29 protein-coding genes are annotated in these 23,001 nt (G+C 67.4%); 21 read left to right on the top strand and 8 right to left on the bottom strand.

The genetic code is table 11. The annotated features are described in order from the left end of the window. The first annotated feature begins 4 nt into the window (after positions 1-4). Positions 5-217, top strand: a complete 213-nt coding sequence (locus tag ACTXPP_RS03460; protein WP_301495233.1) for a hypothetical protein — start codon at positions 5-7, stop codon at positions 215-217. Here ACTXPP_RS03460 and ACTXPP_RS03455 read toward each other — a convergent pair. From ACTXPP_RS03455 to ACTXPP_RS03445, 3 genes are read right to left on the bottom strand one after another with little or no spacing between them, the layout of a single operon-like run. Beyond that, positions 186-1,007 carry an ABC transporter ATP-binding protein gene (locus ACTXPP_RS03455; RefSeq protein WP_441583296.1) on the bottom strand — a complete coding sequence of 274 codons (822 nt, stop codon included), beginning with the start codon at positions 1,005-1,007 and terminating at the stop codon, positions 186-188. The genes ACTXPP_RS03460 and ACTXPP_RS03455 overlap by 32 nt on opposite strands. Beyond that, positions 1,004-1,981 carry an ABC transporter substrate-binding protein gene (locus ACTXPP_RS03450; protein WP_441583297.1) on the bottom strand — a complete coding sequence of 326 codons (978 nt, stop codon included), beginning with the start codon at positions 1,979-1,981 and terminating at the stop codon, positions 1,004-1,006. Before ACTXPP_RS03450 ends, ACTXPP_RS03455 begins: the two co-directional genes overlap by 4 nt. Then, positions 1,978-3,084 (bottom strand): FecCD family ABC transporter permease, encoded by a 1,107-nt coding sequence (locus tag ACTXPP_RS03445; RefSeq protein WP_301495239.1) that lies wholly within the window; start codon positions 3,082-3,084, stop codon positions 1,978-1,980. Before ACTXPP_RS03445 ends, ACTXPP_RS03450 begins: the two co-directional genes overlap by 4 nt. A gap of 130 nt (positions 3,085-3,214) precedes the next feature. Here ACTXPP_RS03445 and ACTXPP_RS03440 point away from each other — a divergent pair, with 130 nt between their 5' ends. The 7 genes from ACTXPP_RS03440 to ACTXPP_RS03410 all read left to right on the top strand — a co-directional run bounded on the left by ACTXPP_RS03440 (position 3,215) and on the right by ACTXPP_RS03410 (position 9,745). Beyond that, complete coding sequence (locus ACTXPP_RS03440; RefSeq protein WP_441583298.1) at positions 3,215-3,577, top strand: ArsR/SmtB family transcription factor; 363 nt, start codon at positions 3,215-3,217, stop codon at positions 3,575-3,577. Continuing rightward, the gene (locus ACTXPP_RS03435; RefSeq protein ID WP_301495242.1) at positions 3,574-4,617 is read left to right on the top strand and encodes a calcium/sodium antiporter; all 1,044 of its coding nucleotides are present in this window, start codon (positions 3,574-3,576) and stop codon (positions 4,615-4,617) included. The genes ACTXPP_RS03440 and ACTXPP_RS03435 overlap by 4 nt, the downstream gene beginning before the upstream one ends. A 182-nt stretch (positions 4,618-4,799) precedes the next feature. Further along, positions 4,800-6,152 carry an urea ABC transporter substrate-binding protein gene (urtA, locus tag ACTXPP_RS03430; RefSeq protein WP_301495244.1) on the top strand — a complete coding sequence of 451 codons (1,353 nt, stop codon included), beginning with the start codon at positions 4,800-4,802 and terminating at the stop codon, positions 6,150-6,152. Positions 6,153-6,155: 3 nt separating this feature from the next. Next, a complete protein-coding gene (urtB, locus tag ACTXPP_RS03425; protein ID WP_441583299.1) occupies positions 6,156-7,040 on the top strand; it encodes an urea ABC transporter permease subunit UrtB in 885 nt (294 codons plus the stop codon). Continuing rightward, complete coding sequence (gene urtC / locus ACTXPP_RS03420) at positions 7,037-8,257, top strand: urea ABC transporter permease subunit UrtC (RefSeq protein ID WP_441583300.1); 1,221 nt, start codon at positions 7,037-7,039, stop codon at positions 8,255-8,257. The genes urtB and urtC overlap by 4 nt, the downstream gene beginning before the upstream one ends. Beyond that, a complete protein-coding gene (locus ACTXPP_RS03415; RefSeq protein WP_301495250.1) occupies positions 8,238-9,026 on the top strand; it encodes an ABC transporter ATP-binding protein in 789 nt (262 codons plus the stop codon). The genes urtC and ACTXPP_RS03415 overlap by 20 nt, the downstream gene beginning before the upstream one ends. 2 nt (positions 9,027-9,028) lie before the next feature. Continuing rightward, complete coding sequence (locus tag ACTXPP_RS03410; RefSeq protein ID WP_301495252.1) at positions 9,029-9,745, top strand: ATP-binding cassette domain-containing protein; 717 nt, start codon at positions 9,029-9,031, stop codon at positions 9,743-9,745. Between the two features lie 10 nt (positions 9,746-9,755). On the opposite strand, the gene ACTXPP_RS03405 is transcribed toward ACTXPP_RS03410, so the two are convergent. Beyond that, entirely contained in the window at positions 9,756-10,094 is a 339-nt protein-coding gene (locus ACTXPP_RS03405; RefSeq protein ID WP_301495254.1) for a HepT-like ribonuclease domain-containing protein, read from the bottom strand. Between the two features lie 13 nt (positions 10,095-10,107). Continuing rightward, entirely contained in the window at positions 10,108-10,551 is a 444-nt protein-coding gene (locus ACTXPP_RS03400; protein ID WP_301495256.1) for a helix-turn-helix domain-containing protein, read from the bottom strand. A 152-nt stretch (positions 10,552-10,703) separates the two neighbouring features. On the opposite strand from ACTXPP_RS03400, the gene ACTXPP_RS03395 reads away from it, so the two are divergent. From ACTXPP_RS03395 to ACTXPP_RS03365, 7 genes are read left to right on the top strand one after another with little or no spacing between them, the layout of a single operon-like run. Then, positions 10,704-11,009, top strand: a complete 306-nt coding sequence (locus ACTXPP_RS03395; protein ID WP_301495258.1) for an urease subunit gamma — start codon at positions 10,704-10,706, stop codon at positions 11,007-11,009. Between the two features lie 2 nt (positions 11,010-11,011). Further along, complete coding sequence (locus tag ACTXPP_RS03390; protein WP_301520452.1) at positions 11,012-11,758, top strand: sirohydrochlorin chelatase family protein; 747 nt, start codon at positions 11,012-11,014, stop codon at positions 11,756-11,758. 17 nt (positions 11,759-11,775) lie between these two features. Then, on the top strand, positions 11,776-12,192 hold the full coding sequence (locus tag ACTXPP_RS03385; RefSeq protein ID WP_301495262.1) for an urease subunit beta: 417 nt from the start codon (positions 11,776-11,778) through the stop codon (positions 12,190-12,192). Further along, positions 12,192-13,919, top strand: coding sequence for an urease subunit alpha (ureC, locus tag ACTXPP_RS03380; protein WP_301495264.1), 1,728 nt, complete (start codon positions 12,192-12,194; stop codon positions 13,917-13,919). The genes ACTXPP_RS03385 and ureC overlap by 1 nt, the downstream gene beginning before the upstream one ends. Next, complete coding sequence (locus ACTXPP_RS03375) at positions 13,919-14,635, top strand: urease accessory protein UreF (protein WP_301524672.1); 717 nt, start codon at positions 13,919-13,921, stop codon at positions 14,633-14,635. Before ureC ends, ACTXPP_RS03375 begins: the two co-directional genes overlap by 1 nt. A gap of 40 nt (positions 14,636-14,675) precedes the next feature. Beyond that, complete coding sequence (gene ureG / locus ACTXPP_RS03370; protein ID WP_443340904.1) at positions 14,676-15,326, top strand: urease accessory protein UreG; 651 nt, start codon at positions 14,676-14,678, stop codon at positions 15,324-15,326. Next, positions 15,323-16,318 (top strand): urease accessory protein UreD, encoded by a 996-nt coding sequence (locus ACTXPP_RS03365; RefSeq protein WP_443340902.1) that lies wholly within the window; start codon positions 15,323-15,325, stop codon positions 16,316-16,318. Before ureG ends, ACTXPP_RS03365 begins: the two co-directional genes overlap by 4 nt. Here the strand turns inward: ACTXPP_RS03365 and ACTXPP_RS03360 are convergent. Next, positions 16,278-17,480, bottom strand: coding sequence for an aminotransferase class I/II-fold pyridoxal phosphate-dependent enzyme (locus ACTXPP_RS03360; protein WP_443340901.1), 1,203 nt, complete (start codon positions 17,478-17,480; stop codon positions 16,278-16,280). The genes ACTXPP_RS03365 and ACTXPP_RS03360 overlap by 41 nt on opposite strands. A gap of 36 nt (positions 17,481-17,516) precedes the next feature. Between ACTXPP_RS03360 and ACTXPP_RS03355 the strand changes: the two genes are divergently transcribed. The 5 genes from ACTXPP_RS03355 (at position 17,517) to ACTXPP_RS03335 (ending at position 21,124) form a co-directional block, all read left to right on the top strand. Continuing rightward, positions 17,517-18,854, top strand: coding sequence for an adenosylmethionine--8-amino-7-oxononanoate transaminase (locus tag ACTXPP_RS03355; protein ID WP_301498074.1), 1,338 nt, complete (start codon positions 17,517-17,519; stop codon positions 18,852-18,854). Beyond that, positions 18,851-19,525, top strand: a complete 675-nt coding sequence (bioD, locus tag ACTXPP_RS03350) for a dethiobiotin synthase (RefSeq protein WP_441583302.1) — start codon at positions 18,851-18,853, stop codon at positions 19,523-19,525. Before ACTXPP_RS03355 ends, bioD begins: the two co-directional genes overlap by 4 nt. A gap of 72 nt (positions 19,526-19,597) precedes the next feature. Then, complete coding sequence (locus ACTXPP_RS03345; protein ID WP_301498080.1) at positions 19,598-19,807, top strand: helix-turn-helix transcriptional regulator; 210 nt, start codon at positions 19,598-19,600, stop codon at positions 19,805-19,807. Positions 19,808-19,809: 2 nt separating this feature from the next. Continuing rightward, a complete protein-coding gene (locus ACTXPP_RS03340) occupies positions 19,810-20,289 on the top strand; it encodes a hypothetical protein (protein ID WP_301498070.1) in 480 nt (159 codons plus the stop codon). A 55-nt stretch (positions 20,290-20,344) separates the two neighbouring features. Next, positions 20,345-21,124, top strand: a complete 780-nt coding sequence (locus tag ACTXPP_RS03335; RefSeq protein ID WP_301520659.1) for an NAD-dependent deacylase — start codon at positions 20,345-20,347, stop codon at positions 21,122-21,124. A gap of 10 nt (positions 21,125-21,134) precedes the next feature. Here ACTXPP_RS03335 and ACTXPP_RS03330 read toward each other — a convergent pair whose 3' ends face one another. Beyond that, positions 21,135-21,713 (bottom strand): gamma carbonic anhydrase family protein, encoded by a 579-nt coding sequence (locus ACTXPP_RS03330; RefSeq protein ID WP_301520658.1) that lies wholly within the window; start codon positions 21,711-21,713, stop codon positions 21,135-21,137. A 46-nt stretch (positions 21,714-21,759) separates the two neighbouring features. Then, positions 21,760-22,479 (bottom strand): glutamine amidotransferase-related protein, encoded by a 720-nt coding sequence (locus ACTXPP_RS03325; protein WP_301497917.1) that lies wholly within the window; start codon positions 22,477-22,479, stop codon positions 21,760-21,762. A gap of 28 nt (positions 22,480-22,507) precedes the next feature. Between ACTXPP_RS03325 and ACTXPP_RS03320 the strand changes: the two genes are divergently transcribed. After that, positions 22,508-22,987, top strand: coding sequence for a flavodoxin family protein (locus tag ACTXPP_RS03320; RefSeq protein ID WP_301497915.1), 480 nt, complete (start codon positions 22,508-22,510; stop codon positions 22,985-22,987). The last annotated feature ends 14 nt before the right edge of the window (positions 22,988-23,001 follow it).

Raw genomic sequence — 23,001 nt, 5'->3', positions numbered from 1 at the left:
GATCATGTCGACCACCGATCACGAGCTGGGTAACGCTGAACGGAGTGACGCAGAGCGGGAGCTGCAGGACGCCTACGACGCTCACGAGGCCTACTCCACCAGTGACAAGTCCGTGTACGACGAGGTCCCCGGAACGACCTCCGCCGACGTGGTCACCTGGATCTTCGCCGGTGTGATGGTGGCCTTCACCGTCTGGTGCATCCTCTTCGTGATGTGACCGCCCGCTCGGTCCGGCGGGGGAAGACCAGCGTGATCTCCCCGTCCACATCCACGCGCGTGACGGCGCGGCCGTAGACCGGCTCCAGGATCTCAGGGGTCAACACCGCATCCGGTGACCCGTGCGCCACGACCTTCCCATGGTCCATCACCACCAGCTCATCGCAGTAGCGTGCCGCGAGATTCAGGTCGTGCAGCACCACCACAGAACCAGGCAGCCCACTGACCAGCTCGAGGATCTCATGCTGGTAGCGTACGTCCAGATGGTTCGTCGGCTCGTCCAACAGCACATGGCGGGCCTGCTGCACCAGCGCCCGGGCGATCAACGCGCGCTGACGCTCACCGCCGGAGAGGGCCGACAGATCGCGGGTGGCCAGTGCCGTCATGCCGACGGCATCCAGGGATGCCTCGACGATCAGCTGGTCCATGGAACCGCCGGTGCCGAAGCGTCCGCGGTGCGGCAGCCGGCCGAGCATCGCCAGCTCAGCGACGGTCATCGGCATGCCGGCGGACGAGACGTCGCGTTCCTGGGCGACCACCGCAACCGTCCGGGCGACATCCCGGCGTCGGACGTCCGACAGATCCTCACCGTCCAGCAGGACGCGCCCGCCGGTGAGCCCCACCGCCCCGTACAGGGCGCGCAGCAGCGTCGTCTTGCCGGAACCGTTCGGGCCGACCAGCCCGACGGTGCCCTGGTCAGGGACGGTGAGGGAGACACCGTCGACGGCGGGGACGGACTCCCCGCCCGACGCGCCACGGAAACTGACCTGCACATTCTCTGCGGTGATCATGTCAGTCCCTCCAGGTAGGTGGTCAGCATCTCCAGGCCGTCGAGGGCCAGGGGAGTGGGCGGGTCAGCGAAGTTCAGCAGCAACGGCAGGACGTTCTGCTCGCGTCCGGCAGTCGTCGTCCCGATGCCGGGCAGGTCATTCACCGCGTCCACGAACTGCTGTTCCTCACCGCCGGGGTACAGGGCGAGAATCACATCCGGGTTCCGCTCCACGACGTCCTCGGTGGTCACCTCGAAGACCCGTTCATCCTGGTCACCGTAGATGTTCGTCGCGCCGGTCCGTTCGATCAGCGGGGTGGCCATCGACTGTGAGCCGTAGGCGTAGGTCACGCCGCCGCCGAGGGTGGGGAAGAGTGCGGCGATGGTTACACCACCCGCACCCGCGGTGTCGGTGAGTTCTTCCAGCCGCCCCTGCAGCTCCTCGATGGTGGACGCGGCGGCATCCTCGCGTCCGAAGACGGTGCCGTAGAGCTCGATCTCGTCCCAGATATCGTCCCAGGTGACCGGCCTGTCGATGTCGCCGCAGAGCGCGGGTTCCTCCAGCTGCGGGACATCCGAGCTGGCCAGGGTCTGCCGGTTGACGGTGTCGGTCTCGCCGAGCACCAGGTCCGCCCCGGCGGCGACGACCTCCTCCCGGGAGATCTGCAGATGACCGGAGGCATCGGTCTTGTCGGTGAGTGAGGGGATGGCGTCTAGCTGCTCATTGGTGGCGTCGTCGTAGTACTCGGCGGGGTACTGACCGGCGCGGGTTGTCACCCGGTCCAGCACACCGAGCGCGCTCAGCGTGGGGATCGACGCAGGACGTAGGACGGTCACGTTCTCCGGCGGCGTGTCGAAGGTGACGCTGTCGCCGCAGTTGTCGACGGTGATCGGTGCGCTCTGCGCCGTGTCCGTGGTACCTGCGGTGCTGCACGACGCCAGGACGAGCAAGGAGGTCAGAACGGCACCGACGGCTGACGTCTGCGGTGTTCTCATGCGGCGACTCCCTTGTGCATGCGGTGGACCAGTAACAAAAGGAACGGGGCGCCGACGATGGCGGTGATGATGCCGATCGGGATCTCCTGTGGGGCGAGCAGGGTGCGCGCACCGATGTCCGCCCAGCACAGCAGGACCGCGCCGAGCAGGGCGGACACCGGAAGTACCGCCCGGTGCGAGCCACCGACCAGGCGCCGGGCCAGGTGGGGGACGACCAGGCCGACGAAGCCGATGGACCCGGCCATGGCGACGACGGTGCCGACGAGCAGGCAGGACAGCACCAGCAGGAGGATCCGCATCCGGTCCGGGTTCACACCCAGGGCGAGGGCGGTGTCGTCGCCGGCGGCCAGGGCGTCCAACCGCGGGGCGATGACCAGCAGGACGGCGGTGATCGCCAGGACGGTGACGACCACGGCGAGCAGTGGACCGGACCAGGATGCCAGGCCGAGCGAGCCGAGCAGCCAGAACATCACCGAGCGGCTCTTCTCGGCGGAGTCGGAGGCGAAGATCATGAAGCTGGTGAGTGCGGAGAGGGCGTAGCCGACGGCGACGCCGGCCATGATCAGCCGGGTCGCGGTGATGCGTCCGGCGGCTCCGGCGACGCCGAAGACGATGAACGAGGCGAGTATGGCGCCGAGGAATGCGCTGGTCTGCAGGGCGTAGTCGCCGAATCCGGCGCCGATGCCGGTGAGGATGGCGGCTGCCGCGCCGACGGAAGCGCCGGAGTTCACGCCGAGGACGTAGGGGTCGGCGAGGATGTTGCGGACGCAGGCCTGCAGGATCACGCCGGCTACAGCGAGGCCCGCACCGACGGCTGCGCCGAGAACCACCCGCGGTGCGCGGATGGTCCAGATGACGGCATCGTGCCGGGGGAGGTCGCCGGAAAGGTCCAGTGTGCTGCCGAAGAGGTGGTGGGCGAGTATGCGGGCGGAGTCGACCGGGGATACGCTGACCGAACCGACGCCGACGCTGAGGACGAGGGTGACCACCAGTACGACGGCGAGAATCCCTGTCCAGGTCACTGCCCGACGACGGGACGCGGTCAGGCCCAGGGTGTCGGAGTGGGCGCCGGGGTGGGTACGGCGGCGGTCAACGAGGGTCACGCAGGATCACGTTAGGCCCCCGACGGCCCGGGCGCACATTCAAAGAACCGTTTGAATGAAGGTTTTACCTGCACGAAATCTGGGGGATCGTCCATGGCGTTCGGAGGGACTCACGCTAGAATACGGAGGTATGACCGCGACAGGTGAAGGCGCCGAGGCCGACGTCGCGCGTATGTGCGACCTGTCCGACGACTGGTCAGAGACCTTCCGCCTCCTCGGCGACCCCACGAGGCTACGACTGCTCACCGTCCTGCACTATGTAGGCCCCGGCGCACTCAGCATGTCCGAGCTCGCCGAGCGTGCGCAGGTGAAGACCGCGACGGCGTCGGCCGCACTGCGCCTGTTGACCGGTGCCGGGATCGTTACGGCGACACGGGACGGACGCATGATGCGCTATGCACTGTCGGATGAACGGGTCCACCGGCTGCTCCACCATCTCGGCGGGACGCACGGTCACGTGCAGCCTCACCCCCACACAAAAGGAACTTCATGAGCTGGCTCCTCCTGCTCCTCGGATTCGCCGTCCTCGTCGTCGGTGGTGAACTGCTGGTCCGGGGTGCGAGCGCACTGTCAGAGCGCATGGGCATTTCGCCGATGGTCGTCGGAGTGACGGTGGTGGCGATCGGCAGCAGCCTGCCGGAACTCGCCGTCGGCATCGATGCCGCGCTCCGCGGAAATACTGGACTGGTCACCGGAAACATCGTCGGTACGAACATCGTGAACCTCCTGCTGATACTGGGCATCAGTGCCACACTGCGTCCGATCCTCACCGGACGCCAGATGATGCGACTGGACCTGCCCATGGTCGCCGTCGTCGCCGCCCTCCTGTTCCTCCTGTCTCTCGGCGGGTCCCTGAGCTGGCCGGCCGGGATCGTGCTGATCGTCGTCGGCATCGTCTACACCGTGCTGATCCTCTGGTACACCCGCCGTACCAAGGCGCAGGAGATGTCACGGCGGGCGCAGGAGTTCCGGGTCGGACACCAGGACGGATACCAGGTCGGACAGCAGCTGACGGTCGACACACCGGACAGCGCACAGGACGCTCCGCAGCCCGCCAACCGTCCCGGCTGGCTGCCACTCCTCCGTGACATCGCCTACCTGGCCGGTGGGATCGCCCTGGTCATCGTCGGTGCGGACCTGCTGGTCAGTGGAGCGGTGGACATCGCCACCGCTCTCGGCATCTCGGACACGCTGGTCGGGCTCACCGTGGTCGCCGTCGGTACCTCCGCCCCGGAACTGGTGACCTCTGTCGTGGCCACCATCCGTGGCCAGGCGTCCATGGCGGTCGGCAACCTCATCGGGTCCAGCGTGTACAACGTGGTGTTCATCCTGGGGTTGACGATCGTCGTCGCCCCGGACGCCATCCCAGTGCCCGCCGAGGTGTTGTACGTGGACATGCTCGTGATGGCGGCAGTGTCACTGCTGGTGGTGCTGCTCTTCCGTACCGGACGCAGGATCACACGCAAGGAGGGCATCGTGCTGGTCTTGCTGTACGCGGCGTACCTGACGTATCTCCTGCTGGCCCGCACGTGAGACCCGCACAAGAGATCCGGACATGAGATGTAAACATGACTGGGTCCCTGTAAACATGCGTGAATCACGCGGGAGAAAACCGGGGATAATGGAAAATGCGCGGAAACACCGGCCACACAGCCAGGTAATTCTGACTCCCTAGATTGAACGGGTACTTAAGGACACGTTCAAGAGGAGAAGATATGTCCCTGTTCCGCAACAGCCGGTCCACTGGAGCCCGAACCAGGGGTCGTTCCGCCTGGTCACGACGGGCTGCAGTCGCCACGGTCGCCGGACTGAGCCTGGTTGTCACCTCATGCTCCGGATCCCGCGCCGGTGATGACGTCGCCGATGCAGAGTCCTGCCTCGACACCTCGGGCGACTCGGTCAAGATCGGCCTGATCAACTCGCTGTCCGGCACCATGGCCATCAGCGAGACCACCGTCAACGAGTCCCTGAAGATGGCGGTCGAGGAGATCAACGACGACGGCGGTGTGCTCGGCAAGGAGCTCGAGATCAAGGAGGAGGACGGTGCGTCCGAACCCGCCACCTTCGCCGAGCGTTCCCAGCGACTGATCCAGCAGGAATGCGTCGCCGCCGTCTTCGGCGGCTGGACCTCGGCGTCCCGCAAGGCGATGCTGCCGGTCTTCGAGGGCAACAACTCGTTGCTGTTCTACCCGGTGCAGTACGAGGGGCTGGAAGCGTCCGACAACATCTTCTACTCCGGTGCCACCACCAACCAGCAGATCATCCCCGCACTGGACTACCTGCGGGAGGAGGAGGGCGCGGAGTCGCTCTTCCTGCTCGGCTCCGACTACGTCTTCCCCCGCACCGCGAACCTCATCATCAAGCAGTACGCCGAGGAATACGACATGGAGATCGTCGGCGAGGACTACACCCCGCTGGGCTCCACCGACTTCACCACCATCGCCAACCGCATCAAGGGTGCCGGGGCGGACGCGGTGTTCAACACCCTCAACGGTGACTCCAACGTCGCCTTCTTCCGCCAGTACAACAGCATCGGGTTGGACGCTGCGACCATGCCGGTCATGTCGGTGTCCATCGCCGAGGAGGAGGTCGAGGGCATCGGCGCGAACAACGTCGAGGGCCAACTGACCGCCTGGGACTACTACCAGACCGTGGACACCCCGGAGAACGAGGCCTTCGTCCAGCGGTTCAAGGACAGGTACGGTGCCGACCGGGTCACCTCCGACCCGATGGAGGCCGCCTACACCAGCGTCTACCTGTGGAAGGAGATGGTGGAGTCCGCCGACTCCTTCGAGGTCAACGATGTCCGTGACGCCGCGGACGGTACGTCATACGACGCGCCGGAAGGCACCGTCACCGTCGACGGAGACAATCAGCACATCACCAAGACCCCGCGTATCGGACGCATCAACGGCGAGGGCCTGATCGACACCGTCTGGGAGGCGGACGAGGCTGTGGAGCCGGACCCGTTCCTGGACACCTACGACTGGTTCGACACCAGTGAGGCCACCGAACAGGTCGAGGCTGACGAGGCTGAAGACTCTGAAGACACCGAGGACGAGAGCTGACCCATGGACGTACTGCTCTCCCAACTTGTCGCAGGGTTGAGCGTCGGCTCGGTGCTGCTGCTGGTGGCGGTCGGTCTGTCGCTGACATTCGGGCAGATGGGCGTGATCAACATGGCCCACGGCGAGTTCATCATGGTCGGCGCGTACACCGCGTACGTCGTCCAGAGCATCCTCGGCGACGCCGGACTGTCCCTGCTGGTCTCCCTCCCGGCCGGATTCATCATCGGTGGACTGCTCGGTGTGCTCCTGGAACAGGTGCTGATCAGGCACATGTACCACCGGCCGTTGGACACATTGTTGGCCACCTTCGGTGTGGGGCTGATCCTGCAGCAGATTGCCCGTGACATCTTCGGTGCACCGGCGGTGGACGTCCGCGCCCCGGAATTCCTCCGCGGCAGCGTCAGCTTGCTGGGCACCACCGTGCCGACCTCGCGCCTGTTCATCCTGGCACTGGTCCTCGCCGTGGTCGTCCTGCTGGGCCTGTTCATGACGAAGACCCCGGAAGGACGCCGTATCCGGGCCGTGGTGCTCAACCGCGACCTCGCGGAGACCAACGGCATCAACACCCGCGCGACCGACCGGATGGCCTTCTTCATCGGTTCCGGCCTTGCCGGAGTGGCCGGTGTGACCATCACCCTGATTGGCGCGACCGGCCCGACCATCGGCCAGAACTACATCGTCGACGCCTTCCTGGTCGTCGCCGCCGGCGGCATCGGGAAGATCAAGGGTGCGGTCATCGCAGCCTTTGCCTTGGGGCTCATCCAGGCATTCGTGGAGTACTCCACCAGTGCCAGCATCGCGAAGTTCGTGGTGCTGATCGTCGTCGTCGCCTTCCTCCAGTTCCGACCACAGGGCCTGTTCCAGGCCCGGACGAGGAGCCTCGCATGAGTGCCCCGACACTCCCCGCACCGCAACCCGGTGCCGCCTCCGGGATTACACCCGGTGGATCAGAAAAGTCTCCGCGCTCGCAGCTGCGCCGTGCGACCGTCGTCGTCGGCGCCCCGCGGGCCCGATGGGTCGGGATCGGCCTGGCCGCCCTGGGTATCGCCCTGCTCGCCGTCGCTCCTGCGGTGCTCAGCCCTTTCGGGCTGAACCAGTTGGGACGCTTCATCTGCTACGCCATCGTCGCCGTCGGCATCGGTATCGCGTGGGGACGAGGCGGCATGCTCACCCTCGGCCAGGGTGCCTTCTTCGGACTCGGTGCCTACATCATGGCGATGCACATGCAGCTCGCCGACGCCGAGTTCGACGGCAACGGTGTGCCGTCCTTCATGTCACTGTCGGGCATCCACCAGGTTCCGGCCTGGTGGGAGCCCTTCCGCAGCCCGGCGGTGACGATCATCGCCATCATCGTCCTGCCTGCACTGGTGGCGTTCGCCCTCGGGTTCTCGATCTTCAAACGGCGGATCAAGGGCGCCTACTTCGCCATCCTCAACCAGGCACTCGTCGCCGCCACGGTGGTGCTGCTGGTCGGCCAGCAGGACACGCTCGGCGGGTCCAACGGACTGTCCGGCTTCCGCTACTTCATGGGCTTCAACCTCAACGACCCGGTGAACAAGCAGATGCTCTTCACCATCGCCGCGGTCATCCTGCTGGCGATGCTGGCGGTGGCCTACTGGCTGATGCGCAGTCGCTACGGCGAGCTGCTCGTGGCCACCCGTGACGCCGAGGAGCGCGTCCGTTTCCTCGGGTACGACCCGGCGCTGATCAAGGCGGCCGCCTACATGATCGCCGCGGTCATGGCCGGTATCGCGGGTGCTCTGTTCGTGCCGATCGTCGGCATCATCTCCCCGGCGGAGATCGGGGTCGTCCCGTCCATCGTCTTCGTCATCGGCGTCGCCGTCGGCGGACGCACCAGCCTCTTCGGCCCCGCGCTGGGCGCGCTGGCCATGGCCTGGATGGAGTCCACCCTGGCGCAGTCCTTCCCCTCCGGATGGTCCTACATCCAGGGACTGCTGCTGGTGCTGGTCATCACCCTGCTCCCCGGTGGCTTGGCATCGACGGCGGGGCTGTTCAAGAAACGCAAGGCAGCGTCCGAGGAGACTGAGGTGTCCGACGACACGGTGACAGCAAAGGAGAAGGCAGATGACCGACAACAGTTCTGACACCGCCTCGACCGGCCTGGTGGCCACGAACCTCACGGTGCGCTTCGGCGAGTTCACTGCCGTCGATGACGTGTCCTTCCACACCGCCCCCGGTGAGGTGCACTTCCTCATCGGACCCAACGGCGCCGGCAAGACCACCTGCGTGGACGCCATCTCCGGACTGGTCCAGGGCACCGGCTCGGTGACCCTCGACGGCCGGGAGATCCTGGGCACCCCGGTGCAGAAGATCGCCCGCCTCGGGGTCGGACGGACCTTCCAGACCGCGAGTGTCTTCGAGGAGCTCAGCGTGCTGCAGAACCTCGACATCGCCTGTGGCCTGCACCGCAAGCGACGCTCCCTGTTCGGTGTGCGCCGTTACGTGGACCCGCGGATCGAGGAGGCCCTGGAACTCACCGGACTCGGGCCGCTGGAGAACCGCCGGGCAGGCATCCTGTCGCACGGTCAGAAACAGTGGCTGGAGATCGCGATGCTGCTGGTGCAGGACGCTCGCGCCCTGATGCTCGACGAGCCGGTCGCCGGCATGAGCGAGGACGAACGCATCGCCACCGGCGAGCTGCTGACCCGTATCGCGCCGGGCCGGATGGTGCTGCTGGTGGAGCATGACATGGAGTTCATGCGGCGCTTCGCCAGCCGGGTCACGGTGCTCAACCGCGGCGAGATCCTCGTCGAGGGCAGCGTCGACGAAGTGCAGTCGCACCCGGCCGTTCAGCAGGTCTACCTCGGGGCCAGCGCCGGAACGGCACCCGAATCCACGATTGGAGCGGAGTAACCATGCTTGAACTCGAGAACATCACCGCCGGCTATGGCCGGACCACGGTGATCCACGATGTGTCGTTGAGCACCGGGGACGAGGGCGTCGTCGCCGTCCTGGGGCACAACGGCGCAGGCAAGACCACCCTGTTGCGCGCCGCCGTCGGCCTGATCAACCCCACCGGTGGCAGGGTGAGATTCGACGGAACCGACATCACCCGTAAGGCCCCGCATGACCGGGTGCGGATGGGCATGGCTTATGTCCCGCAGGGACAGAAGTCCTTCGAGCAGCTCAGCACCATGGAGAACCTTCAGGTCGTCGCTGATCTGCAGGGGAAGGACGGTAAAGCCCGCATCGACGAGGCACTGTCCCGGTTCCCGGCCCTGGAGCCCATGCTGGACCGCCAGGCGGGCCTGCTGTCCGGTGGTCAGCGTCAGCAGCTGTCCATCGCCCGTGCCCTGATCACCCGGCCGCGCCTGCTGGTGTTGGATGAACCTACGGAGGGCATCCAGCCGTCGGTGGTCGCCGAGATCCAGCAGACGGTGCGGGACCTCGCCGCCGAAGGGGTGAGCGTCCTGCTGGTCGAGCACCACATGGATTTCGCGCTGTCGGCCTCCCGCAATTATGCGGTGATGTCGACCGGCCGGGTGGTGCTGCGGGGCGAGACGGGACCGTCGGTCGACCTCGAGACCATGGGTGCGGAAACCGAGAAGGTGAAACAGGCGCTCGCGGTGTGACGGAAGGTGGTCACTCCTCGAGGATCGCGGTGATCATGATCCGCACCTGCGGGATGTCACGGGTCATCGTGTTCCACACGCGGGTGTAGGACGTCCCTTCGTAATGGTGCGCCAGGAGATCACGCATCCGTTTGATCTGGGACCACGGCACCTGGGGGTGCGCGTCGATCGTAGGCGGACTCAGTCGTGCAACGTTCTCCCCGATCTTGACGATGAGGGACTCTGCTGCGAGTCCGGGAACATTGGCCGGATCGCCGAAGAACCACTCGTGTCCTCGTGTGACAAGTTCTGCGGCGAGGTCGCACAGTCGGACGATCTCGCTGAGTGCCTTCCTGTCCCTCCTGTTCACGGTGCTCGGTGGCTCACAGGTCGACGGCTGTGGTGGTGATGGGATGCCCAGGGCGTAGGTCGTCGTCGGAGACGATATCGACGTCTACGTCGAGCAGCTCATTGGCATCCTCCACGAAGCCTGCCAGTGCAAGAAGCCCCATCCCCGATGGCAGGGTTGCCAGGAGGTCGAGGTCGCTTCCGGGGTGGTCTGCGCCCCGGGCGGCGGAACCGAACACCCGGACATTGCTGAGCCCGTAGCTTTGGGCGAGTTCCAGCAGCTCATCCCGGTGGGTGGCAAGGGCTTCGTGGGGCAGTGGTCGAGCCGCCAGCTGTAGTCGTTCGAGCATCTGCTCGGAGGGCTGACGTCGGCCGGACTCGTACGCCGCGATATTCGGCTGTGCGACCCCGGAACGACGCGCCAACTCGCTCTGGGTGAGCGAGGCGGACTGACGTAGGTCCCGGAGTGTATTCGACATGGTCACATTATATCAGGTGATATGACCAACCACCCCCGCGGTGTTTCGGTCCCGTTAAGGCTGCTGCCGCATGCCCCACCAGCACGGGAAGGGCAACTATCGTGGATGCGGTAAGCACGACTGACTCACGCCTGCGAGAAAGGACACCGGCTGTGGACCTCACCCCGAGGGAGCAGGAGAAGCTCCTCATCTTCACCGCGGCCGAACTCGCCCGCCGGCGCCAGACCCGGGGCCTGAAGCTCAACGTCCCCGAGGCCACCGCGCTGATCAGCGATGCGGTCATCGAGGCAGCCCGCGACGGACGCACCGTCGCCGAGGCGATGGAGATCGGCACGCAGGTGCTCGGCGGGGAGGACGTGCTGGACGGCGTGCGTGACATGCTCACCCTCATCCAGGTCGAGGCGACGTTCCCGGACGGCACGAAGCTCGTCAGCGTCCACGACCCGATCGGGCAGTGACCATGGCCTCTTCACACATCACCGTCCTGTACGCCGGCGCCGAGGCGTCCACCCCGAACGCTCTCGCCGAGGCATCCGGCGCGCCCGTGGTCACCGGCCCGCGCGACCTCGCCCCGTTTACCGAGCAGGCCAGGACGCAGGACGCCACGCTGGTCGTGGTCCCCGCCGGGACGAACCGCGACCTCACCTCAATCGCCCAGGCGGCCCAGGCCCTGCAGTGGGCACAGCGTCAGGGGACCAGCGTGGTGCTCGGGCCGTCGTTGATCGACGCGACCCGGGCCATCGCCGAACTGCGCCGTCACCTGCGCGCCGCGGCCGAGGACCACGATGCGGTCCTCTTCATCGCCGCGACCGTGGATCCGTTCGCCGATGCGGAGCTGTTGCGCCGGGTGCGACTGGCCCAGCAGTTCTCCGAGAACCTCCTGGTGGAGGTTGCCTTCGAGGGATCCTGGCCGTCGGTGGACTCGGCTCGGGAGCGACTGCGGCTGCTGGGTGCGACGACTGTCGCCGACATCCGTGCTGATCTTGTCCTCGTTGACGTGACGACACCCCTTTTCCGCCGATCGTCATTGGCCACCGCCGCCGAGCGGGCGTCCCACACCGCCCTGCACCTGGCGAAGGACCACGGTGACGACGGTATCGCCGCCGGACTGCTCGCCGACCACGAGACCGGGTTCGCCCATTCCCACGGCGACGAGGGGCATTCGCACAGCCACAACCATTCCCACGGCCACAGTCACCACCACTAGAAGAACACGGAGAAACCATGTCCGGATCCGCCGCCGGCTACGGCACCGCACCGGGTGCCGAGCCGACCATCGAGCTCAACTCGGGACGTCGCACGACCACCCTGCGCGTGGCCAACACCGGTGACCGCGCGGTCCAGGTCGGCTCGCACTACCACTTCTTCGAGGTCAACCCGGCCCTCGACTTCGACCGTGAGGCCGCGTGGGGAATGCACCTGTCCATCCCCTCCGGCCTGGCGGTGCGTTTCGAGCCGGGTGACACCCGCGAGGTGGAGCTCGTCGACTTCGGCGGCCGGCGCGTCCTGCACGGCTTCGGCGGCATCACCGAGGGGGCGTTGGACGATCCGGCGGTGAAGGCCGCCGCAATGGTGAAGCTGCCTGAGTTTCTCGCCAGCAATGATGAAGTCGACCCGGCCAGTACCGAGGAGCTGAACTGATGAGCACCATCGACCGGCACCGCTACCAGGAGATCTACGGCCCCACCACCGGGGACACCGTCACCCTGGCGGACACGAACCTCACCGTCCGGATCACCCACGACCACCTGGCAGGCGCCTACGGCGACGAGTCCGTCTACGGTGGCGGCAAGGCCGTTCGCGACGGCATGGCGCAGGACCCGGGCGCCACCGCAGCATCCGGCGCACTCGACACCGTGATCACCGGCGTCATCGTGCTGGACGCCGTCGCCGGCGTGGTCAAGGGCGATGTCGGCATCCGCGACGGCCGCATCGTGAAGATCGGTAAGGCCGGTAACCCGAACACCCAGGACGGCGTGGATCCCGAGTTGATCATCGGCCCCGGCACCGAGGTCATCGCCGGGGAGCACCGCATCCTCACCGCCGGTGGCGTGGACTCCCACATCCACTACATCACCCCGCAGCAGGCCGAACACGGCCTGGCGAACGGCATCACCACCTTCTTCGGCGGCGGTACCGGACCGGCGGAGGGGACGCTCGGCACCACCTGCACACCCGGAGCGTCCGGCGTGCAGTTCATGCTGCGCGCCGCCGAGGGCATGCCGGTGAACACCGGCTTCCTCGGCAAGGGGTCCGGTGCGTTACCGGACGCCCTGGCCGAGCAGATCGTCGGCGGTGCCGCGGGCCTGAAGATCCACGAGGACTGGGGTGCGACCCCGGCGAACATCCGTAACGCCATGGACGTCTGCGACGAGTACGACGTGCAGCTCGCCATCCACACCGACACCCTCAACGAGGGCGGCTTCTTCGAGTCGACCGCCCGGGCTTTCGGCGGACGCACCGTCCACACCTTCCACTCCGAGGGTGCCGGTGGCGGCCACGCCCCGGACATCCTGCGGGTCACCGGCATGCCGAATGTGCTGCCCGCCTCGACGAATCCCACGCTGCCGTACACGGTGAACTCGGTGGAGGAACTGCTGGACATGGTGATGGTCTGCCATCACCTGTCGCACAACATCCCCGAGGACGTCGCCTTCGCCGACTCGCGTGTGCGCGCCGAGACCATCGCCGCCGAAACGGTGCTGCACGACCTCGGCATCATCAGCATCTTCAGCTCCGACTCCCAGGCGATGGGACGGGTCGGGGAGTCCTGGATCCGTGCCTTCCAGACCGCGCACCACTGCCGGGAGCAGCTCGGCGAGCTGGCGGAGGATGCGGGCACCGGCGACGACAATGAGCGCGTGCTGCGCTACGTGGCGAAGATGACCATCAACCCGGCGATCGCCCAGGGCATCGGTGAGCACGTCGGGACGATCGAGCCCGGCAAGCTGGCTGACCTGGTGCTGTGGCCGACAGAGACCTTCGCGGCGAAGCCCCGCCTGGTGTTGCGGCAGGGACGCATCGCCTATGCCCGGATGGGTGACCCGAATGCCTCGCTGGCCACCCCACAGCCGGTGTTCTACCGCGACATGTTCGCCAACTACGGCACCGCCCTGCAGGCCACCCGGGTGACGTTCATGTCGGCTGAGGCGATCGAGGCGGGTGTGCCGGAACACCTGGGCCTGACCTCGATGGTCCTGCCGGTGTGCGGTACCCGCTCGGTCGGCAAGAAGGACATGGTGCGTAATGACCGCCTGGCGGAGATCGCCGTGGACCCGGACACCTACGAGGTGACCGTCGACGGTGTCCCCGCCACGATCGACCCGGCGACCACGCTGCCTCTGGCGCAGAAGTTCTTCCTGTTCTGATGCTCCCGTTCCTGCAGGCGTTGACCTACGCCGACTCTGCCTACCCGTCGGGACGCTACACCCTGTCCCACGGGCTGGAAGGCCTGGTCGCCGCTGGTCGGGTGCGTGGGACGGACCAGGTCACCGAAGTGCTGCTGGATCATCTGCGGCACACCGCCGCGCCGGGGGACGGGGTCGCCACCGCGGTGGCGGTGCTGGAAGGGGCCCTGTCCACTCTGATCACCGCCGACCATGAACTCGCGGCGACCAAGGTGACCGGCGAGTTGCGACGGGCCTCTACCCGCGTGGGACGCCAGCTGTTGTCGGTCAGTGGTGATGTCGACACCCGCCTGGGCCACGAGATCCCGTCACTGTTGGCCGCCTACCGGGACGTGGTGCAGGCGAAGGAGACTCCCGGTAACCAGGCGATCGCCGCAGGGTTGATACATGCGTCCCACGGTCTAGACGCGGTGACCGCCGTGGCCACCGAACTCACAGGGCTGGCCGTCGGCTGGGCCGGTGCGGCACTGCGCCTGCGGCAGTGCGACCATATCGGTGCCCAGGTCGCGATCACCGCGGCGCACCCGGTGATCGCCGAGCTCAGCGAAGACTGCGTCCGGACCGCCGAACACCTGCTGGACACCCGACAGTGGCGGTTGCTCGGACGCGCCAGCCCCGGCAGCGACCTCGCCTCCGCCCAGCACGAGACCGCCCCCGCCCGTCTGTTCATGAGTTGAAAGCCCGAAGTAAAAGCCCGAAGTGAGAGAAGGTAGCCCCATGACCACCCCGAACCCCTCCACCCCGGATCCGGTGACCGGTACCGGTTCGCCCTTGCGCATCGGCATCGGCGGTCCCGTCGGCTCCGGAAAGACCGCCCTGATCGAGGCGCTCGTCCCACTGTTCGTCGATGCCGGACGCCACGTCGGCGTGATCACCAACGACATCTACACCCAGGAGGACGCCATCCACGTCCGCCAGGAACTCGAGGGTGTGATCAGCCCGGACGTGGTCATCGGTGTGGAGACCGGCTCCTGCCCGCACACCGCGGTGCGCGACGATCCGACGATGAACCTGATGACCGCCGCGGACCTGCTCGACGAGCACCCGGAGATCGACACACTGTTCTTCGAGTCCGGTGGCGACAACCTCACGCTCACGTTCTCCCCGGCGCTGGTGGATGTCTTCGTCTTCGTCCTGGACACCGCCGAGGGGCAGAAGATGCCGAAGAAGCGCGGTCCGGGGATCACCGAGTCCGACATCCTGGTGATCAACAAGACCGACATCGCTCAGTACGTACGCTGCGATCTAGACATCATGAACACCGATGCCATCGACGTGCGCGACGGAAAGCCGGTCGTGCTCACCGACTGCCTGGCTGGCAAGGGTATCGATGATCTCCGGGTGGCGCTGGAGGGCTTCCGGGCGTGACGGCAGTTCGGACGGACCGCCTCGACCCGACGGCGCTGACCCCGCCGGTGCCGTGGGAGGTCGAGCGGTTCCTTCAGGCGGAGGTGGACGGGCGGGCTGCAGGTGAGTCCGGAAGCAGCGGCGTGATGCCGGTGGGACGTCCCGGAAAGGTCGGCGTCCTGGATGTGACGCTGGACGCTGATGCCCGCGATATCACCGGCCTGACCTCGCGCTTCGTGAAGGCACCGATGCAGCTGACCCGGCCGCTGTACGTGGACCCGTCCGACCCTGGCGAGGCCTTCCTCTACGCCCGTACCACCGGTGGTGGGCTGGCACAGAACGACCGGATCCGCCAGATCGTCCGACTGGAACCCGGGGCGCGGGTGACAGTGACCACTCAGGCGGCAACGCCGGTGCACCGGATGAACGCCGGCATCGCCAGCCAGTGGGTGAGCCTGTATGTGCCCGACGGCGCGGTGTGCGAGTACCTGCCCGGGCAGAGCATCCTCTTCGCCGGATCCCGCCTGGTGCAGGCCACCGATGCGGCCGTCGAACCCGGGGGCACGCTGCTCGCTGCCGAGGTGATGCTGACCGGACGGCTGGCACGCGGGGAACGTGACGGCTTCGACCTGCTGTCCCAGGGCTTCCGCGTGGAACGTGCGGGCCGACCCCTGCTGTCCGACACCCTGTGCGTGGTCGGGGCAGGTCAGGGGCGCAACGAGATGCAGTTGGCGCAGTGGCCGGTGTGGGGCACCGTGCTGGTCGTACCGCCGACCCCGGACGTTGTCCCGGCGCTGCTCACCACCGTCCGGGAACTGTTGGCGCAGCGGTGCGCGGGGGACGACGCCGAGGTTCTCACCGCGGCGTCGTCCACCATGGTCGGTGCGGCGGGGGTCACCGCGCGCGTGGCGGGCGAGGACCCGGTGGCCGTCCGGGCGCTGGTAGATGAAGTCCACAGCACGGCCCGGCAGGTCATGCTCGGACGTCCGGCCGTGGACCTGCGGCGAATGTGAGACCGTACTCCGCCAGCGCGTCCCGCAGTTGGTCGATCTGCTCGACCGAGTGCGTGGCCATCACCGTGACGCGGAGAATCGCCTGGCCGCGCGGCACGGTGGGGTAGCGGATCGCCGGGATGTGGAACCCGCGCCGCCGGAGTCGCCCGGCCACCTCCATCGCCTCCTGTTCATCCCCGACCGGGACCGGGATGATGGGCGTCGCGGGGCTCCCGGCGAGACTTCCGGCCAGCCGGCGGACGTTCTCCTGCAACCGCGCGACGATCCGAGGGTCGTCGCGCACCAACCGCACCGCCGCCAACGATGCCGCCACCGTCGGCGCGGACGACGCCGTGGAGTAGATGAATGACCTGCCCTGATTGCGCAATAACTCGCAGGTGACGTGGTTGGCGCAGATGAATCCGCCGTCGGAGGCCAGTGCCTTGCTGGTCGTGCCGATGAGCACGTCAGCGCGTCCTGTGCCTGCCCCGCCTGTCCCGCCTGCCGCGCACCCGCGCCCGTCGCCGAGGGTGCCGATACCGTGCGCGTCGTCGACGAGCACCGAGCACCCGTGCCGGTGCGCCAGATCGACCAGGTCGGCGACCGGGGCGACCGTGCCGTCCATCGAGAACACTCCGTCGGTGACGACGAGGCCATGTTCGGTTTCGCGCTGGACGAGCAGACCGGACAGCGTCTCCAGGTCGCGGTGCGGGTAGATCACCAGCCGGGCACCGTTGGCCTTGGCGGCACGGCACCCGTCGATGATGCTGGCGTGGTTGCGCTCGTCCGAGTAGATGGTCACCGTGTCATCGGCGAGGACGGTGAGGGCGGCGAGGTTCGCGGCGAACCCGCTGTTGAAGACCACGCAGTCGTCGTAGCCGAGCCAGTCGGCGAGCTCCTCCTCCAGCTCACGGTGCAGGGTGGTGGATCCGGTGGTGAGCCGGGAGCCTCCGGAGCCGGTGCCGAACCGTCGGGTGGCCTCCACCGCAGCCTCGACCACTGCCGGGTGGCGGGAGAGGCCGAGGTAGTTGCTGGAGGAGAAGAGCAGCCTGGACTCCCCGTCGACCTCGGCGACGGGGTCCTGGCCGCCGGCGAAGTCGGCGAGGGTGCGTCCGAGGCCGGCGTCCTGCCAGCGGTGGAGGCGGGCGGAAAGATGTTCTGCGACGTGGGTCTGCGGGCTCATGCCCCCATCCTATTGAACAGTGTATAGGGTGGCCACATGACTATTCTCAACTGGGAAGCGTCCCATATCGCCGAGGTTGACCAACGCCATGTCTGGCACCCCTACGCTCCGCGGAGCGCGGCGCAGCCGAGCGTGCCGGTGAGGGCGACGTCCGGCACCACGCTGCACCTGGCGGACGGTCGGGACGTGATCGACGGCATGAGCTCCTGGTGGGCGGCCTGTCATGGCCACGGCCACCCGCAGATCACGGCCGCAGCACACCGGCAGATCGACACGATGAGCCATGTGATGTTCGGCGGGCTGACCCACCAGCCGGCCGCGGAACTCGCCGAGCGGCTGGTGGCCTTCGCCGGACGCGAGGCTGAGGTTGGTGCGGCGGTCAGTGCGGCAGGTGGGGCGCAGGACGAACCGCTGGACTCGGTCTTCTACTCCGATTCCGGCTCCGTGGCCGTCGAGGTCGCCCTGAAGATGGCCCTGCAGTATCAGCGGGGGATCGGCCATCCGGAGCGCGACCGCTTCCTCACCTGGCGCGGCGGATACCACGGCGACACCCAGGGGCCGATGGGCGTCTGCGACCCGGACAACGGCATGCACGCGCTGTGGGGCGGCGTGCTGAGGCCGCAGGTCTTCGTGCCGGAACCACCGCCGCGCGGCAGCAGTGCCGAGATCATCGAGGTCTACCTCGACGAGGTGCGGCAGGCCGTGGAGAGCCACGACATCGCCGCGATCATCGTCGAACCGGTGGTCCAGGGGGCCGGCGGTATGCGCTTCCACGACCATGCCCTGATCCGCGGGCTGCGCGAGATCTGTTCGGCCACCGGTGCTCTGCTGATCCTCGACGAGATCGCCACCGGGTTCGGACGCACCGGCGACCCACTCGTCGGCGCTGCCGCCGGGGTGGTGCCGGACATCCTCTGTCTGGGCAAGGCGCTGACCGGAGGCTTCATGAGTTTCGCCGCGACGATGTCCACCGCCCGCGTGGCCGCGGCGATTGATGCACCTGACGGGGGAGGGGCGCTGATGCACGGCCCCACCTTCATGGGAAACCCGCTGGCCTGCGCGGTCTCGCTGGCCGCGCTGGATCTGGTGGAGTCGGACTACTGGCGGCCCCGTGTCGCCCGGATCGAGACGCTGTTGCAGGACGGTCTGACGCCCCTGGCGCAGTACGACTCGGTGGCGGACATCCGGGTGCTCGGCGCGATCGGTGTGGTGGAGATGGCCGAACCCGTCGACATGTCTGTGGCGACCCGGACCGTGCTCGACCAGGGGGTGTGGCTGCGTCCCTTCGGACGGCTGCTTTACACGATGCCACCGTTCACCTGCAGCGACAGTGAGATCGGACAGATCATCCAGGCGATGGAGGTGCTCGCATGATCGTCCTGGTGACCGGTACCGGGACCGACGTCGGCAAGACAGTGGCCACCGCCGCGCTGGCCGCGTGCGGCGAATCCCGTGGCCACGATGTCGCGTTGGTCAAGCCGGTGCAGACCGGTGAGTCGCCGGGGTCGGGGGACCTGGCGACGATCACCGCACTGACCGGGATCGCGGACACCCACTGTTTCGCCACCTGTCCGGAGCCGTTGGCCCCGGTGACTGCGGCACAACGCGCCGGGGTGTCGCTCCCCAGTCTGGAGGAGAGCGTGCGCCGGGTACGGGACCTCGACGGCCCGGGACGGCTGGTGCTCGTCGAGGGTGCCGGCGGGGTGCTGGTGCAGCTCGGCGACTACACGATCGCGGACCTGGCCCAAGCGCTGCAGGCACCCGTGGCCGTGGTGACGACGACAGGTCTGGGGAGCCTCAACCATCTGGCCCTCACCCTCGAAGCGCTGGCGCACCGGGACATCCGCTGTCTCGGGGTCATCGGCGGATCGGTGCCTGGACCACCTGATCTCGCGACGTCCTGCACGCTGGACGTCCTGCGCGCCGGGAAGCTCGGCAGTCCGTGGCTGGGGGAGATTCCGGCCGGTGCCGGAGCGCCGACGAGTGTGGCCGCGTTCTGCGCTGCGGCGGTGGGGTGGTTGGACGGTGGCCGTCGCCTTCTCTAGACGCAATGTAAAGTATACTGTACATTCTGACGTGTGAGTGTTACATCGCAGGATGCTGCCGAAGCGTCCAACATGGTCCGCCGCTGGCGACGCTGGGAGGAACTCTCCCAGGCGGAGCTGGCGGAACGGGTCGGTGTGTCCCGGCAGACGATCGCGAACATCGAGAAGGGCAATTACTCGCCCTCGGTCCACCTCGCACTGGCGATCTGCCACGAACTGGGCCGCACCGTGGAGCAGATCTTCGGTGACGAGCAGGAACGAGCGCAGGAACAGGAGCAGTGACCATGAGCTACGGAGATGTTGTCGTCCAGCGGGTGAGGGATTCCGTCGACGACGAGTACCAGGAGCAGATCGCCCACCAGTCGGCCAGTGTCGGGATGCAGTACAACTTCCTCGGTTCGCTGCTGACTGCTGCCGCTCTGGCCTGGATCCTGCCGGGGAACTACTCCTGGTTCAGCATGGCGGTGATGCTGGTCCCGATGCTGATGGGTACGGCCGCTTCCCAGCGATGGATGAAGCGCCGCGCCCCACGGCCCAGGTATGCACGACTGTCGCCGCAGGAATGGATTGTGGGAGTGCCGCTGATCGGTGTCATGCTCGCCGGCATCCTGGTCCGCGCGTACGACGGCGACCTCTGGACCGCGGCCGGAATGGTCACCGGCGGAGTACTGGGAGGATTCGCCGGCGCCTGGTTCGGGAATCGCGCGGCCAACTACACCAGGGCACAGGACGAACGACGACTCGAGGCCGCGCTCGAAGACTGACCGGGGACTGACCGGGAACTGACCCGAACCGCCCCAGGTCACTACCCTGGGAACCATGAGTGAGCTACCGCAGGACCTCGCCACCGCCGTCCGGGACGCCCGCCGAGTCGAAGTCTTCACCGGCGCCGGTATGAGTGCCGACTCCGGACTCGACACCTTCCGGGACGCCACCACCGGCCTGTGGAGCCACGTCGACCCGCAGGCCATGGCCAGCATCGACGCCTGGGCCCGGGATCCCGAACCCATGTGGGCCTGGTACCTGTGGCGCGCGGCGAAGGCCCGCAGCGCCGACCCGAACCCCGGCCACACCGCCATCGCCGACTGGCAGCACGTGGTTGACGGGGCGGACGGGGCCGCGGGCGTCAGCGTCCACGTCACCACCCAGAACATCGATGACCTGCACGAACGCGCCGGATCGTCCAACGTCTCCCACCTGCACGGCAGCCTCTTCGCCTTCCGCTGCAGCATCTGCGAGGCCCCGGCTCCCGAACCCGAGCTCCTGCTCGAACCGGTGGAACGACTCACCCCGCCGTCCTGCACCGTGTGCGGCAACCCGGTGCGTCCCGGTGTCGTCTGGTTCGGCGAGGCACTGCCACAACGCGACTTCGCCGAGGCCGAGCAGTACATGCAGGACTGCGACCTCGTGGTCATCGTCGGCACCAGCGGCGTGGTCTACCCGGCGGCCGGACTGCCGCAGATCGCCGCCGCCCGTGGCGTCCCCATCGTCGAGATCAGCCCCGCCGACACCGACCTCACCCCGCTCACCACCTGGTCACTGCGCACTACCGCCGCCGAAGGCTTGCCGGCCCTGGTGGATGCGCTGGACCAGCACTAACCAGCAGGTTCTAGCTGAACCGCACCTCGTCCAGACTCAGTGCGTCCCCCGGCAGCGACTGGCCCTTGGCGATCTCGACGTAACCGGCCGCATGATGGACCAACCCCCTCTGCTCCTCCTCCGAGAGCTCCCGGCGCACCTTCGCCGGCAACCCGGCGGCCAACGACGCGTCCGGAATTTCGGTGCCCTCCAACACCACGGCACCCGCGCCGACGATCGACCCGGATCCCACAGTGGAGCCACTGAGCAGCGAGGACGACATCCCCACCAGTGTGCCGTCGCCGACGCTGAGACCGTGGACCAGCGCCTGGTGGCCCACGGTCACGTCATCGCCCAGCACGCAGGCGGCACCGGTGTCCACATGGATCACGCTGTTGTCCTGGATGTTCGTGCGCTCACCGATACGGATCGCGCCGACATCGCCACGGACCACCACCCCGTAGAACACCGAGGAATCCGCGCCGATCTCCACATCGCCGATGATCACCGCATTCGGGGCGATGAACGCCGACTCGTGGATCCGGGGCGTCCTCCCGTTGTACGGCAGGATCAGTGGTCCGGTGGTGCGGGGGTTCTGGAAGGTAGCCATATTCCCCACTGTAACTATCTGGCGGGCACGCTGCCGCTAGTCGGCACTAGTCAGCGAGGATCCCGGTGCCGCGCAGCCACTCGACCAGCAACAGTCGGGCCGGTTCCACGACCGCCGGCCCATACGTGGCGGCGTCCTGCCGGAACTGCTGTACATCGACCCCCTGGTCCTCGACATCCGGGGCATAACCGTCCAACCACTGCTGGATCCGATCCGGATCCACCTGCGGGTTGAACTGCAGGCCAAGGGCATGATTCGACTGGAACGCCTGCACCGGCGAATGCTCGTCGAACGCCAAGCGCTCGATACCGGCGCCGATCGCCGCCCGGCCGTCCGGCAACTCGATCCGGTCCCCGTGCCAGTGCAGCACGGGCAGGTCCGCCAGATGACGCAACGGACCCTGCCTGCCCTGCTCGGTCAGCTCCACCGGCGACCAACCGATCTGCATCGGCCCCACCCCGGGGGCGACATCACCACCCAGGGCCAACGCCAACAACTGCGCGCCCAACCCCACGCCGATGACGGGGCGTCCCGCAGCATGCCGGGAGCGGATCAGCTCCACGACCTCCGACATGTAGGGGTTGCGGGGGTCATCCACCCTCACCGGCCCGCCCATCACGACCAGCAGGTCGGCGTCGAGCGGGCCCGGGGGAAAATCAACGCCGACATCGGCGTACGACGGGTTCAGGACGTCCTCCCACACCCCGGCGTCCTCGGTGACGACATGGCGCAGAGCAACGGTACTCAACAAGCTGGTGGTGGTCATGGCTCAAGGATACGTTCATGATGGAACCATGGCCCACCTTCTGATCGTCCACCACAGTCCCACCGAGAAAATCCACGGCATGGCGCAGACCGTCATCGACGCCGCACAGGACGCCGCCGAGCAGGTCAACGCCGAACTGCCCGCCGACCAACACCTGCGCATCATCGAACGCGACGCCCTGCACCCCGACGCCGACGAACTCGCCGAGGCTGACGCCGTCCTGCTCGGCACCACCGCCAACTTCGGCTACATCTCCGGCGCGTTGAAGCACTACTTCGACTCCACCTACGTCCAGAACCAGGGGGTCGACAAGATGTTCAGCTACTGGATCCGCGGCGGCTACGACACCACCGGCGCCGAGAAGGCGATGGAGTCGATCACCACCGGTTTCGGCTGGTCACGGGCGGCCGAGCCGGTGACGTTCACCGGCGAGATAGAACCGCACCAGGACGAACTGGTCGCCCTGGCGCAGAACACCGTCGGCGCGTGGTTCGCGAGTATCGGTTGAGTGGTTGAGCCGTT

The organism is Candidatus Corynebacterium faecigallinarum (assembly GCF_052264515.1).
Taxonomy (GTDB): Bacteria; Actinomycetota; Actinomycetes; order Mycobacteriales; family Mycobacteriaceae; genus Corynebacterium; species Corynebacterium faecigallinarum.
Note: the sequence above shows the minus strand (reverse complement) of the source record. Positions and strands in the feature narration are given on the sequence as shown.